At 46.4% G+C, this 14,828-nt stretch carries 12 protein-coding genes; 10 read left to right on the forward strand and 2 right to left on the reverse strand.

Annotated features, from left to right (window positions below; genetic code table 11):
- Nucleotides 1–267: 267 nt before the first annotated feature.
- Nucleotides 268–654: a hypothetical protein gene (locus PN462_RS23210; protein WP_272131241.1), complete on the reverse strand. Its 387-nt coding sequence runs from the start codon at nt 652–654 to the stop codon at nt 268–270.
- A 59-nt stretch (nt 655–713) separates the two neighbouring features.
- On the opposite strand from PN462_RS23210, the gene PN462_RS23215 reads away from it, so the two are divergent.
- Together PN462_RS23215 and PN462_RS23220 are read left to right on the forward strand one after the other, a co-directional pair.
- Nucleotides 714–1,766, forward strand: coding sequence for a hypothetical protein (locus PN462_RS23215; protein WP_272131242.1), 1,053 nt, complete (start codon nt 714–716; stop codon nt 1,764–1,766).
- 195 nt (nt 1,767–1,961) lie between these two features.
- Nucleotides 1,962–2,540 carry a hypothetical protein gene (locus PN462_RS23220; protein ID WP_272131243.1) on the forward strand — a complete coding sequence of 193 codons (579 nt, stop codon included), beginning with the start codon at nt 1,962–1,964 and terminating at the stop codon, nt 2,538–2,540.
- 163 nt (nt 2,541–2,703) lie between these two features.
- Here the strand turns inward: PN462_RS23220 and PN462_RS23225 are convergent, their stop codons facing one another.
- Entirely contained in the window at nt 2,704–3,819 is a 1,116-nt protein-coding gene (locus tag PN462_RS23225; RefSeq protein ID WP_272131244.1) for a hypothetical protein, read from the reverse strand.
- A gap of 85 nt (nt 3,820–3,904) precedes the next feature.
- On the opposite strand from PN462_RS23225, the gene PN462_RS23230 reads away from it, so the two are divergent.
- The 8 genes from PN462_RS23230 to PN462_RS23265 all read left to right on the forward strand — a co-directional run.
- A complete protein-coding gene (locus PN462_RS23230) occupies nt 3,905–4,945 on the forward strand; it encodes a Ycf66 family protein (protein ID WP_272131245.1) in 1,041 nt (346 codons plus the stop codon).
- Nucleotides 4,946–5,001: 56 nt separating this feature from the next.
- Nucleotides 5,002–8,271: an isoleucine--tRNA ligase gene (ileS, locus tag PN462_RS23235; RefSeq protein ID WP_272131246.1), complete on the forward strand. Its 3,270-nt coding sequence runs from the start codon at nt 5,002–5,004 to the stop codon at nt 8,269–8,271.
- A 136-nt stretch (nt 8,272–8,407) separates the two neighbouring features.
- Nucleotides 8,408–8,869 carry a DUF29 domain-containing protein gene (locus PN462_RS23240; RefSeq protein WP_272131248.1) on the forward strand — a complete coding sequence of 154 codons (462 nt, stop codon included), beginning with the start codon at nt 8,408–8,410 and terminating at the stop codon, nt 8,867–8,869.
- A 241-nt stretch (nt 8,870–9,110) separates the two neighbouring features.
- Nucleotides 9,111–10,178 (forward strand): D-alanine--D-alanine ligase family protein, encoded by a 1,068-nt coding sequence (locus PN462_RS23245; RefSeq protein WP_272131249.1) that lies wholly within the window; start codon nt 9,111–9,113, stop codon nt 10,176–10,178.
- A gap of 130 nt (nt 10,179–10,308) precedes the next feature.
- A complete protein-coding gene (locus PN462_RS23250) occupies nt 10,309–10,635 on the forward strand; it encodes a Nif11-like leader peptide family natural product precursor (RefSeq protein WP_272131250.1) in 327 nt (108 codons plus the stop codon).
- A gap of 218 nt (nt 10,636–10,853) precedes the next feature.
- On the forward strand, nt 10,854–11,681 hold the full coding sequence (sppA, locus tag PN462_RS23255) for a signal peptide peptidase SppA (protein WP_443029269.1): 828 nt from the start codon (nt 10,854–10,856) through the stop codon (nt 11,679–11,681).
- A gap of 115 nt (nt 11,682–11,796) precedes the next feature.
- The gene (gene aroH, locus PN462_RS23260; protein ID WP_272131252.1) at nt 11,797–12,189 is read left to right on the forward strand and encodes a chorismate mutase; all 393 of its coding nucleotides are present in this window, start codon (nt 11,797–11,799) and stop codon (nt 12,187–12,189) included.
- A 90-nt stretch (nt 12,190–12,279) separates the two neighbouring features.
- On the forward strand, nt 12,280–14,828 hold a 2,549-nt coding region (locus PN462_RS23265; RefSeq protein WP_272131253.1), incomplete at its 3' end, for a beta strand repeat-containing protein.

Genomic DNA, 14,828 nt, shown 5'->3' on the forward strand with positions numbered 1-14,828 from the left:
GGTAACGAGATATGGCGGTTTGGAGTCGCCCTCACCCCCCAACCCCCTCTCCCAACCTTGGGAGAGGGGGAGAAAATGTCTCTCACAAGTGTCTGAAACAACGGTGTCTCGTTCTACCATTCCTCACCTTGACAGGGCTGGCATTGCCCACCCTACAATGATGAATATTTGACACGGATAGTGGATATTGGGGGTGCGGATTCCGTATTAAGTCCAGTTTAAGTTTGTAGTAAGCCCTTTAGGGCTTACAATAAACTGAATATGAGATTAATTGAGCGTTGTGGCAATTTCTTGCTGGATGGCTTCTAGTTGCTGGCGTTTTTGGTTTATCCAGACTTGATCGGTTTCTCGTTGTTCTGGGGTGGCTTGTTGCGATCGCGCAATTTGTTCTAAGATTTCCTCATACTGACTAATCATCTGTTGACTAATTTTTAACCCCGCTTGCACGCGCTGACTCAAAATAGACCGCAACGATTGTCTCACTTTTTCCAACCACTTATCTTTAGATTGCAAGAATTTTTCCCAACCTGCTTCAAACGTCTTTTCTTGGAGAGACGGTTGTTGGAGAGCATTCCCGCTTGTACTCGCCATTTTTAAAACCCCCGCTAACCCACTCACCGCATTAACCAGCGAAAACCGCTTACACAGTTTCATCAAAATTTCCCCTCAACCCGCTTGTTGCTTCGACGCAATTAGTCACGACAGGAGCGCAGATGCTACAAACCCATCGTGGGTTTCAAGCGGTTTTAGGGGGGATCAGCACCCTGCAAAGTACCTTAAATGTCCTATCTGCAACCACCGCAGTCATTGGAGTTGGGGTTGCTGCCAATATCGCGCTTTCTGCGGTTTCACTGCACCAAGTTTTGCAGTTAAAACGACAGATGAAAGAGCTAAGACGAGAACTCCAAGAGGGATTGCTTGATCTCAAAACGGCTCTGAAAGACCAAGGAGAGGCAATTATCCAGCATATTGATTATGTGGCTCAAGATATAAAATTTGAACAGCATCGAGTCGTTTTAATCCGCGCTTATGGACTCTTTACCCAAGCTCTCAATCGCCTCCATCTCGCCATGAAGATACAAGACGAATATCGCCGCAATTCAGAGATAGATGCGGTGCGGGGGATGTTGTTTCAGGCGTTATCAGATTATACCAATCCAGCTTTATTAGATCAGAGTGGGGCGGCTGGCTATTTGCGGCGGATGGAATGCGCTTGGGCTATTGAGCAAACGATTATCACAACGTATCAATTGCAAAATGAGTTGTCGGCGGCCAATGACCGTTTAATGGCGTTAACAACTCAAGTACGAAACGATGCGGTGAAAACAGTAAAACGGTGTCAGTCTGAGGCTGAATTAGAGTTTCTGTTTCCGGAAGTGGTGCGGATCAATACTCATGATGTCCCGATCATTGAGCTTTGGCAAATGCAAACGGAATGGATGGAGTCTCTGTCACCTGATGACCGTCAACTGTTAGCCAGTTCGGAGTTAGAGACGGTAGAAATGCCGGAAAATCAAGGCAATGCACAAAAGAAAGAACCTGTTGAGGTAAAACTCTATCAAGATTTAAAGTCAAAGTCTCATTATGCAGCATTGCAGGATCAGCTTTGTTTTATCGTTCGTCCAGAGTTGCGTCACAGTCACGAGTCCTATATTTCGCAACAAGCGAAGGTGATGAACCGTCCAGGACTCGCGCCTAGTCGTTGGGAGGATGTGCCGGATTTTGCTGTGGCGAATCTTTATTGGTATTTCAAAGCACAGGAGTGATGATTCAGCCGTTACACTGTCAGAGAATAACGATCGCTGCCGAATAGAGGAAATCCATTACAATGGATGGATCAAAGTAAACAATGGGTGATAAGTCCTCTTGGAGAGGACTTTCTCTATAAGACAGGGAATGTTATTCCCTAGCGGTTGATGATTCAATACGAACATCTCAAGGCTTACTTATCAAGTGCAATAATGCTAAAATTATTTTTAACCAGTTTACCTCTGTTTTTAGTTCTTTTTTCCTTTAATTTTCCTGTCCAAGCCCAAGCCAACAGTTGTCCCGAAGAAGAAAAATATGAGGACGTTGAACCTGCTGCAACGACTCGTATTGTAGAAGTACCTCAATTTGGAATTCAGGTCGAAATTCCCAATAATTATCGAACCATGTTGTTTCAAAATGGAGAGGTGGGCATTCTCCATCCCGCGACGTTTGCTTATATTCAATGTGTGGTACGGGGGGATGCTTATGGACGGGGCTTTTATGGAGAATTTATTAGTACCATAGACTCAAAACCGACGATGGGGTTACGGGAACAAGCGGTACAATATATGGAGTCCAATGGCTCAGATGTGGACAATATTCAAGAGTATGAAAGTGGGGGGTTATCGGGGTATATTTTGGAACATCGAGGGGGGTTTAGAGGGGCAACGTTTTTTGGTTTTGTTCCCGATAGTAATAAAATTTTAATGATTCGTCCAAGTTGTGATTGTGATACCACGTTGGAACAGTTAATGGAGTTATTATCTAACATTCAAGTTTTAAACAATTAACCATTAAGTAGCTTGAGCAAATTAAAAGTACAGTACATAACACAAGTTCGTAGTAGGGGCTTTAGCCCCGCAGCCATACACTGGAAACACAACAAAAAACTGATTATTTATGGACATTGATTTATTTTGATTTACTTAACAATTAAAAACTAGCAATTAAAAACTAGCAATTCAGGAATTGAGCAAATTTTTGGGCATGAATAGCGCGATTATGACTATGATACCATTGGTGGGCATTATTGGCAATAAATTGCCCGGTTTCTAAGGTTAACGTATCAAGGCTTTGAGAGGCGATACAATAATGTTTTTGGGGGTAGAGTCCATCACTATTACCTTTGCCTTCTGTGGTGACAATGGGGAGCATTTTATGAGCGCAAAAGGCACTATAAACCCCCGATTTAGCGAGATAGTCGGGAGGAATAAAACTGAGAAATCCGGCCATAGAATGCTGCATTAATTCGCTAATTTTGTCTGCTGGAGTAATGCCTAATTCTTGTACTTTATATCCATTGACCAAAGGAAGTTTAATTCCTGTGGGGACTCCAATATCAAGAATTTCCGTAATTTTTAACCCTTGGCAGACCTTCTCTAGAGCGAGTAAATTATTTTCATAGACTTGGCGACGACTGTTGTAATGGCCAAAAACAATTAATCTGGGGGGACGGTGGGAGAGGGGGAGGAGTGTTTCCGGTTCACCGAGATTACAGAAGACAGGTACACTGGGAACTTGGGCATGGTGGCCTTGGCTGAGATGTTGGAGAAGGGTGGCGTAACTTTGCTTGGAGGTGAGGATGCGATCGCTGCTTTGTGCTAACCTAACCACTAACCCCCGTTGCCAGGGCGTTAACCAAAACCCACTCGTCCAAACCGGTTTAGAATGATAGGGATACACCTCATGGAACATCGTCACCAGACGTTGCCGTGACTCTCGTTTCCAGCGTTTCAACCCCTGCAACAACCAACGAGGATAACCCCGTTTAGCATACCCATACCCCTCATAATTGAGGATAACAGGTTGATCCCCTAATACCTCCAGTAAACCCCGCACCGACCGTTCCCGCAAGCCAACAGCGCGAAACCCCGCAACCTCCCCCTCCCCCTGCCAAGTCGGATTCCCCACCACAAAATCCGTTGTGATACCATAATCCTGTCGTAGCTGATAGGCTAAATTCAGCGCGTAATCCCCCAACCCATCCACATCAGGAGGTAACTTAGGGACAAGTTGGGTTATTTTAGTTATTGGTTCTTGGTTAGTTGTCGTTTGTGTATTCTGAATCATTCCTCCAAACCTCTAACTCCCCACTACCTGACTAATGACCGTTTACTGATTACTGATTACTGTTCACTGATTACTGATTACTGTTATGCTGGCACAAACCCTAGCGATCATTGTGGCCTTTGGTAGCTTTCTCTTTTATATTGCTGCCTTCTTCTTTCCAGAAGTCCACCGCAAAAACGACTTTATCTGGAGTGGGATAGGATTATTTTACGCCCTAGTCCTCTGGGTTTGTGCAGGCCGCATCACTGGAGGAGTCCTTCTTGGTCAAACTGCCAGCGTTGCCCTGTTAGTCTGGTTAGGGTGGCAAACCCTCACTCTCCGTCGGGCCAAAACCCCCACCAGTGAACAAACTCCCATCACCCCAGAAGTGGAAGACCAAGTGAAAGGGTTTCCGGGTCAACTGGTGGGTAAAATTAAAGGAATTTTCCAGAAAAAAGAACAACCTCAAGATGCAGGAGAAGCAACCCTAGACACTGCAACCCCGGACGCAGAACGCGAAACCCCAGCAGAGGAAGACCAAACTGCGGAACTCGACAGTGAACCCAAACCCCAAGACAGTTCACCAGAAGACCAAACTGCGGAACAGGTGATAGACGACAGTTCACCAGAAGACCAAACTGCGGAACTCGATAGTGAACCCAAACCCCAAGACAGTCCAACAGAAGAACAAACTGCGGAACTCGATAGTGAACCCAAACCCCAAGACAGTCCAACAGAAGAACAAACTGCGGAACTCGACAGTGAACCCGAACCCGCAACCCAAGACCCCGAAGTAACCGCAGTAGCAGCAGACCACGACCCCGTTATAGAATCAACATCAGACCCCATAGAGTCCAACTCCGTCACCTCGGACGCAGAAACCAACCCAGACACCGAAGAACCCCCCCCAGAAAACTCCCCAAAACCCGTTGACTCCCTCAACCCCAATGAAGAAGATATAAAAAAAATTCCCAACCCAGAAATTATTACTGGCCTCGAAGAACTCGACCAGTGGGGAAACTTTGATACTGAAAAAGACCCCTTTCAACCCTTTTTCTCCAACTCCTCAGAAGACAAAGACCCAGAAGACAAAGACAATGATCCTTGGGAAAAATCCGATAATCCCTCTCAAGATCAAGATAAATAGGGAGTCCCTATCACCCATCGTCAATTACCCATCACCAATCACCCATAACCTAAACTATGGCACAACAAAACAGCTACAAAGACACCGTAAACCTACCCAAAACTGACTTTAGTATGCGGGCCAACTCCATCAAGCGAGAACCCGAACTGCAACAATTTTGGCAAGACCAAAAAGTGTATGAAACCCTCTCAGACAATAACCCCGGTGAGGTATTTGTCCTCCATGATGGCCCCCCCTACGCAAACGGGGCCCTCCACATGGGTCATGCCCTGAATAAAATTCTCAAAGATATCATCAATAAATATCAACTGTTACAAGGGCGAAAAGTACGCTATGTTCCGGGGTGGGACTGTCATGGTCTCCCCATTGAACTCAAAGTGATTCAAAAATTAAAATCCAAAGAACGGGCCGCTTTAACCCCCCTCAAATTGCGTCAGAAAGCCCGTGATTTTGCCCTTTCTACCTTTGCAGAACAACGAGATGGGTTTAAACGCTATGGCATTTGGGGAGACTGGGAAAACCCCTATTTAACCCTCAAACCGGAATACGAGGCCGCCCAAATTGGGGTGTTTGGGAAAATGGCACTCAAGGGTTATATTTATCGTGGCTTAAAAGCGGTCCACTGGAGTCCTAGTTCTAAGACGGCCTTGGCCGAAGCGGAGTTAGAATATCCTGAAGGCCACACCTCTCGCAGTATTTATGCGGCCTTCCCCATGACGAAATTAGCCCCTGCTGTACAAGATAAGTTAGGGGAATTTATGCCGAACTTGGGGGTTGCTATCTGGACGACGACTCCTTGGACATTACCGGGGAATCTTGCAGTTGCGATTAACCCAGGGTTAACCTATGCGGTGGTTGAGGTGAATAACCCCATCTCTCATCAGTATCTTTTGGTGGCAGAAGATTTAGTCGCGTCTTTAGCGGAAAAATTCGGTTATTCGCTGACGGTGAAAACGACGGTGAAGGGGTCGGAATTAGAACATTGCACCTATAAACACCCCCTGTTTGACCGGGAGAGTAATATTTTAATCGGTGGGGACTATATTACCACGGAGTCTGGGACGGGGTTGGTGCATACGGCCCCTGGCCATGGTCAAGAGGACTTTATTGTGGGGCAAAAGTACGGTTTACCTATTCTCTCTCCGGTGGATGGTGATGGGAATTTTACGGAGGAAGCGGGGCCGTTTCAAGGGTTAAATGTGCTGAAAGATGCCAATGAGGCAATTATTACGGCGTTAAGTGACAGTCAGGCGTTATTGTTAGAAGAAGCCTATGTTCACAAGTATCCCTACGACTGGCGAACCAAAAAACCAACGATTTTTCGGGCGACGGAACAATGGTTTGCGTCGGTGAAAGGCTTTCGGGAGGAGGCATTAAAGGCTATTGATACAGTAGAATGGATTCCGGCCCAAGGGAAAAATCGTATTACTCCGATGGTGAGTGAACGGGCCGACTGGTGTATCTCTCGTCAACGCAGTTGGGGTGTTCCTATCCCGGTATTCTACGAGGAAGAAACCGATGAACCCCTTTTAACTCAAGAAACTATTAACCACGTCCAAGAAATTATTGCGGAAAAAGGGTCGGATGCTTGGTGGGAGTTGTCGGTGGAGGAGTTACTCCCGGAGAAATACCGCAATAATGGCAAGACTTACCGCAAAGGGACGGATACGATGGATGTTTGGTTTGACTCGGGTTCGTCTTGGGCCGCGGTGGCGGACCGACGGGAGGCGTTAAAATATCCGGTTGATATGTATTTGGAGGGGAGTGACCAACATCGGGGTTGGTTTCAGTCTAGTCTGTTAACCAGTGTTGCGGTGAATGGGGTGGCCCCCTATCAGACGGTGTTAACGCATGGGTTTGCGTTGGATGAACAGGGACGCAAGATGAGTAAGTCTCTGGGAAATGTGGTGGACCCCAATGTGATTATTAAGGGGGGGAATAATCAGAAGAAAGAACCTCCTTATGGGGCTGATGTGTTGCGGTTGTGGGTGTCGTCGGTGGATTATTCTTCGGATGTCCCCATTGGGCAGAATATTATTAAGCAGTTGGCGGATGTGTATCGGAAAATTCGCAATACGGCCCGGTTTTTGTTGGGGAATTTACACGATTTTAACCCGGAAACCGATGCGGTGGCTTATGGGGAGTTGCCGGAGTTGGACCGCTATATGTTACACCGCATGACTGAGGTGTTTAGCGAGGTGACGAAGGCGTTTGACTCTTATCAGTTTTTCCGCTTTTTCCAGACGGTTCAGAATTTCTGTGTGGTGGACTTGTCTAATTTTTATTTAGATGTTGCCAAGGACCGTTTGTATATTTCGGATGCGAATTCTCTCCGTCGTCGCAGTTGTCAGACGGTGTTAGCGGTGGCTATTGAGAATTTGGCTAAGTCTATCGCCCCGGTTCTCTGTCACATGGCGGAGGATATCTGGCAATCTCTGCCCTACAAGACCCCTCATGGGTCTGTTTTCGCTTCTGGTTGGGTGAAAATGAGTTCGGAGTGGGAACAGCCGGAATTGACGGTTCATTGGACGAAATTGCGGCAGTTACGCAATGAGGTGAATAAGGTGATGGAACGGGCCCGGAGTGAGAAGGCGATCGGGGCTTCTCTGGATGCTAAGGTGTTGTTGTATGTGCCCGATAGTGAGTTTCGGGCGTTGTTAGCGGATATGAACCCAACCGGACAGTCTGAGATGAAAAAGGATGAAGAAACAGATTTAACTGTATCTTCTATCCAAAGTTTCCTTGAAGCTAACCTAAAAGCGCAACAAGCAGCTATTGAAGCTAATCTAAAAGCGCAACAAGCAGCTATTGAAGCTAATCTCAGCACAATTAGTACAACAGAACAGGAAAAAGAAGATCAACCTGAATCAATTCAAGCAATTTTAGCGGCTCAAAAGATTGCGACAGAAGCTATCTTAAATCCTCAAAAAGCGGTTCGAGAGGCTAACTTACAAGCTCACAAAATGACCCTTGATGCCAATTTAGAGTTACAAAAAGTAACACTGGACACTAATCTAAAGGGGCAATCAGAGGCTAGTCTTAGCGACTCTACCATGTCTACCGATACAGCAAAACAACCTGTGTCTAATCATGTTGATGCGTTGCGCTATCTGTTTCTTGCGTCTCAGGTGGAGTTGGTGGACTCTGGGGAGACGGTGCAAAAGGCGGACTATACTGGGGAGTCTGAGTTGGTGTCTGTGGGTATTGTACCTGCTGAGGGGGAGAAGTGCGATCGCTGTTGGAATTATTCCACTCAGGTGGGAGAAAGCAGCGAACATCCGACTCTCTGTGAACGCTGTGTCGGGGCATTAGCGGGGACATTTTAATTAAAATCTGGATAGGGTGGGCAATACACTCACCCTATTTGCGAGTCAGATGGGGTTTTCTTAATTAAAACCACAGTAACAACGGCTAAATTTAGACCAAGAAGACCCAATCATTCTAATATATTAGACAAGAACTATGAGGCTTAATCACCCAACCCCTCAAACGAATGCTCTCTATAACCAAGATTTTAATTTGTGGTTAGAGCGTACTATTTTTTTATTAAAGGAGGGTAAACTTTTAGAGGTTGATTATATAAATTTAATTGAAGAATTAGAGAGTATGGGGAGGAGTGAGAAAAATGCCCTTAAAAGTAATTTAAGAATCTTGTTAATGCACCTCTTAAAATACCAATTCCAACCTGAAAAACGCACCAATAGCTGGTTATATACTATTAGCGAACATCGTCAACGCATTACAGATGCTTTAGAAACTAGCCCTAGTTTGCATAATTTTTTAGGGGAAGTGCTAGAAAACTGTTATCAGGGAGGAAAACGACTTGCAGTAGATGAAACGGGTTTATCTAGCAATATTTTTCCCGAAAATTGTCCCTATTCTGTAGCGGAAATTCTTGATCTAGATTATTTCCCCAATTGCTAAATTTTGGGTTTAAACCCAAGATTAAAATTAAAGGACTTATACGGAATCTGAACCCCAAATATTTACTATCCTTACGTTTTTCACTGGGGGATGTTGGGTTACGCTTCGCTTCACCCAACCTACAATCAACTTTAGTCGGGGGAGAAGTCAAAGTTTTACGCTACTCTTGACAAAATGCCATTTTTATGCTCTAGTTGACCAGACATTAACATTGATTGTGTGTGTAGCGAAGGAGCAGTTAATGAGCAAATTACGGGTTGGCCTGCTATTTGGGGGACGGTCGGGAGAACATGAGGTGTCGATTGTGTCGGCCAGTGCCATTGCTGCTGCCCTCACCACCCCCGAAAATCAGAGCAAATACGACCTTACCCCCTTTTATATCCGAAAAGATGGGGTTTGGTGTCCCCCTGATCTGGCTCAACAAGTTTTAGAGAGTCAAACCCCCTTACCAAGTGAGGACTCCCCTGGGTCTCTCTGGCAATTTCCCCCGGAAGCGGCCAATATGGATGTGTGGTTTCCTATTCTCCACGGGCCCAACGGGGAAGATGGGACAATTCAGGGACTCTTAACCCTGATGCAAGTGCCTTTTGTGGGCAGTGGGGTGTTAGGATCAGCCTTGGGGATGGATAAGGTGGCCATGAAAGAAGCCTTTGCCCAAGCAGGACTGCCTCAAGTGGACTATGTGGCCGTAACTCGTTCTCAAATTTGGTCGAATCCCTGTGTTTTCCCGAAACTCTGTGACGAGATTGAGGCGAAATTAAATTATCCGGTTTTTGTGAAACCTGCCAACTTGGGGTCATCGGTGGGAATTGCCAAAGTGCGCGATCGCAAGGAACTCGAAACCGCCCTCGACAATGCCGCCAGCTACGACCGACGCATCATCATAGAAGCGGGAATTAACGCCAGAGAAGTCGAATGTGCCGTCCTCGGCAATGATCACCCCAAAGCCTCCGTTGTAGGCGAAATCACCTTTCAAAGTGACTTCTACGACTACGAAACCAAATACACCGCCGGACAAGCCGATTTACACATTCCCGCCCCCCTCCCTGATGCAATCGTCTCAGAGATTCAAAAACAGGCCATCCAAGCCTTTCTCGCGGTTGATGCGGCGGGAATTTCTAGAGTGGATTTCTTTTATCAAGAGGACACAGGAGAAATCTTAATCAACGAAATTAATACCCTTCCCGGATTTACAGCCACCAGTATGTATCCTCAATTATGGCAAGCCACAGGGATTCCCTTTACCGAATTAGTGGATCAATTAATCCAACTAGCCCTAGAACGGGGTTCACCTGAGAAGCTAGAATAAGTTTAGGTTTTTGTAAATTGTGGACGACAGAAACAAGCCCCAATCACATCGCGTTGAGCGATTGATTGTGGTTAGTTGACCTACAATAAAGAAAGTTTAAAGTCTCTTGTAGAATCTATAGATTGGCGTGATGTCTCGGCGAGAAACCATAATCAATTTTTTCCAACAGGTGTGTAACAACCCCACCTTACAAGACAAGCTCAAATCCCCTTGTCCCGCAAACCGTCATGGATTTGCCCAAGTGGCCAATGAGTTAGGGTATGACCTCACTGGGTCAGATATTGACGACTATGTTCGTTTTGCGGAGTTTTATGAAGAATTCCAAAAAGCCATCGAACGGCATCAGTCGGGAGAAGAACAACTCGCAAGTTGGCTGAATAAGTGGCAGAAACACTTACGACGTTTTTCTCAAGACCCCCTCAATGACCACAAAGATACAATTCGACGGTACATTTAGAAGGCAGAAAGCAGAAAGCAGAAGGCAGAAGGCAGAAGGCAGAGGGCAGAAGGCAGACTTCACTTCGGCTTTGCTTAGTCTGCCAGAGAGCATAAGGGTAAGTCTTATAGGTTGGGTGAAGCGACAAGCAAACGCCCAACCCCTTGGTGTGGTGGATAATGGACAGAACGCTTTATAGTGGAGAGAGACCATTACTTCAAATTGATCCTCACCTGTCTATGATCTGGCCGTTTAAACCTCAGAAACGTAAACAAATCGCTCGTATTGAAATTACAGGCGCGATCGCTACGGAAACCAGAAAACGGGTCCTCAAAGCCCTGAAAACCGTCGAAGAAGAAAAATATAAAGCCGTCTTACTGCGCATCGACTCCCCAGGGGGAACAGTCGGAGACTCCCAAGAAATTTATCACGCGCTGCAACGGTTACGGGAGAAAGAAGTTAAAGTGATGGCCAGTTATGGCAATATTTCCGCCTCCGGGGGAGTTTATATCGGCGTTGGGGCCGATCATATTGTCGCCAATGCAGGAACGATCACCGGGAGTATCGGAGTCATCATCCGGGGAAATAACTTAGAGCGTCTCCTAGATAAAGTCGGAGTCTCCTTCCAAACCATTAAATCCGGCCCTTATAAAGACATCTTAGCCTTTGACCGAGAAAGCACCCCCGAAGAAGTGAGCATCCTACAATCCCTGATTGATAGTAGTTATGAACAATTCGTGCAAACCGTCGCCACAGGGCGTAATCTAGACGTAGAAACCGTCAAAGGCTTTGCCGATGGGCGGATTTTTACCGGACAACAGGCATTAGAACTGGGAATGGTCGATCGACTAGGGACCGAAGAAGATGCTCGTCGCTGGTTAGCGGAATTGGCCGGACTCGATCCAGAAAAAGCAAAAAGTAATACCATTGAGGAGAAAAAACCCTTACTCGTCCGTCTCTTATCCGGGCAAAGCTCCAGACCCAAATCTCGGTTAGCCGGGGCCCTCGATTGGGTAGAATTTGAACTATCAACACGGGGACAACCTCTCTGGTTATATCGACCGTAATCATCTAGCGAAATCTTGTTGTTATTGATGTTGGATGACCAATTATCAGGTTACAACCCGAACCAGACAACCAACTGAATCCCTTATTGAACTTTGAGATGTGGAGGAATGAATAGTGGCGTGGAAAGTACGGGCAATTCGTGGTGCAACAACAGCAACTCACAATTCAAAGGACGCGATCTATCGAGCAGTCAAAGAATTAATTGATGAAATTGAACGGCGTAATCAACTTGATCCCGCAGAAATTGTCAGTGCAATTTTTACAGCAACCCCTGATCTGAATGTGATTTTCCCGGCAACCGTAGCCCGCGATCGCCCCCAATGGGAAAATGTCCCCCTACTCGATCTCCAACAAATGCAGGTAGAGGGCAGCTTAAAGCGATGTATCCGGGTTTTAATCCAAATCAATACCCCCCTCCCCCAAGATGAGATCATTCATGTCTATTTAGGAGAAGCCAAAAATCTCCGGCCTGATTGGAATTTAGCTCAAATCGCCCAGTCTCGTTAAAAGAGTCATCCAAAGCTGAATCCCCCATTTAGGGGGCGAGAGAGAGTCACATCTTGTCGGGTTGAAGTTGTCCAGCTTGAACCTTCTATTTTGCTGAATAAACCCCCTATAGTTAAAAATATTCGTTTAGGGGGAGATTATCGCGGAGAAGGCGAAATTCCCAACGCAGCGTTCACCTTTGTCAGTGCCGATACTCGCATCAATGCCGATGGGTTAACCCAAGGAGATGGAGGCCGGGTTATTGTCTGGGCCGATAACCAAACCCAATTTGCCGGAAACATTACTGCGAGAGGAGGGGAAGACGGGGGAAATGGGGGATTTGTGGAAGTCTCCGGTTACGATAGCTTACAGTTTAACGGAGAGGTGGACACCTCGGCCCCAGTAGGAGAAGCAGGAACATTATTACTCGACCCTACCAACATTACCATCACCGCAGGGAACACTGATACCAGCACTGGGACTAATTTAGATGATGAAATTTGGGATGTAGGGGAAGATGTAGGCGATCAAGTGATCGGAGTCGATCGCATTTACACCCTCTTACAAAGTAATGATGTCATTTTAGAAGCGAGTGAAGATATTACTTGGAACAGTACCGCTACATTAGATTTTAACGGCATTGGCACGAATCGCACCTTAACCCTACGAGCAGGTCAGAATATTTTTTATCAGGGGTCGATTGAGGATAGTGACCTCAGCACCCTAGAACAGTTAAATGTGGTCTTTAATGCTGACCGGGATGGTAATGGAGTCGGAGCAATTGACACCAGTAACAGTTCACGCATTATGACCCATGGCGGTGATCTTGTCATGGGGGGAGGGGCTGATCCTTTACTCAATCCGGCTCACGGTAATGCTACTCTGCTTTCGGGCATCACCACAAGAGGTGAATTAGATTCGGGGGGAGGTAATATTTCCCTGTCTGGAGCGAGTCACCTTTGGTCAGGGATATTATTCTCCGGTCAGATTGAGTCAGGAGGAGGGACAATTGCCTTGTCAGCAGATTCAACTGAGAATTCCATGGGGGTGGGGGCGATTAATTTTGGGAGTAGTATCATTAATTCCATCAACTCTCAAGGGGGAGATATAGAAATCAACGGAACGAATCGTCCTGTGATTTTAACTGATATAACCTTCGAGAGTATGGGGGGGGACATTACCGTTAATAGTGATTCAGGCATTTATATCGGCACGGATGGACCCCCATTCCTCCCTTTAGGGAATCCGAGTCTTCTCCAGTCGCAAGGGGGGGATATTACCTTTAATGGGACAGGGGGAGATGTAATTCTCCTGAATAACACTGTTTTAGAGAGTAGTCCAGTAATGGGAAATGGCGGCAATATTACCGTCAATAGTACGGGAAACATCAATTTAGAGGGCGGAACGCTCAACGCATCAGGACTGAATGGGGGGAATATCACTCTCACCGCAGCACAAGATATTATTACGAATCAAATTGAAACGACGGGGAGTAGCAACCAAGCGGGGAATATTACCCTGACGAGTAATAATGGAGCGATTGACACTACAAGTGGGTTACTCAGTGCTGCGGGAGCAGTGACTGGGGGGGATATTCACCTTCAGGCCCCTGGAAATATTGATACGGGGAATATTGCAACGTTTAATCCCGGTTTTACGGGAGATGGGGGCAATATTGAGGTTAACAGTACCGCTGCAAGTATTGATACCAGTGCGGGGGTTTTAGTGACTGCGGCCTACGGAGAAGGGGGAGATGTGCTGTTGACTGCGGCCAATAATATCAATGCGGGGAATATTAATGCGATTTCGACTAATGGTGTGGATGGGGGGGAAATTACCCTTAATTTAGGGGGCCAGATTACGACTCAAGGGACAGTGATTGAGACGGAGAATAATAATATCATTCTTGGGGGGTCGGTGACGCTAAATAATGATCTGGCCTTGCTTACGGATGGGACGGGGACTATTGAGATTGATGGGACAGTAGATGGGACTTACGACCTTACGCTTACGTCGGGGAGTGGCAATATTGCGGTGAATGGTGCGATGGGGGGTAATGCCCCTTTAAATCATTTTACGGCCAATAATCCTCTTTTTGACCCGAATAATAATGGCATCGACATTAATACGGTCAATACGCTGACTACTACCCAGATTAATTCCTCTCAGGGGATTACGCTGAGGAGTAGTAATGGGACTATTACGACGGGGATGCTGGATAGTTCTAATGCGGGTCTTGCGGGGGATGTCACCCTGAATGCTTTGGGCAATATTACAGTGGACTCGATTAATGCTCAAAGTACGGGAATGGGGGGTAATGTGTCCATTACCACGGATAATTATTTTCGGGCTTTAAATTCTTTCCTGGATCAGAATAACACTGATGCTAGTATTTCGGTTGCGGGGGGGGTGGCAGGAGGGACGAGTATTGTTCGACATGGGGGAAATGGCATTACTCCCTTTATTGTGGGGGATAGTAGTATCAACGGGACGCAAGGGGCAATTACGCGGGGTGATGCTGCACCTGTAGAACGTATTGTCCCGACGGAATCTTATCTTTATACTCATAGTCAGGATAGCGATCGCATTGAAATTATTTCTGTGTCTGGGAGTCTTCCCCCAACTCCCCCAACTCCCCCAACTCCCCCAACTCCCCCAAC

Origin of the sequence: Spirulina sp. CS-785/01, assembly GCF_028330525.1 — a bacterium.
Taxonomy (GTDB): Bacteria; Cyanobacteriota; Cyanobacteriia; order Cyanobacteriales; family Spirulinaceae; genus JAQMSD01.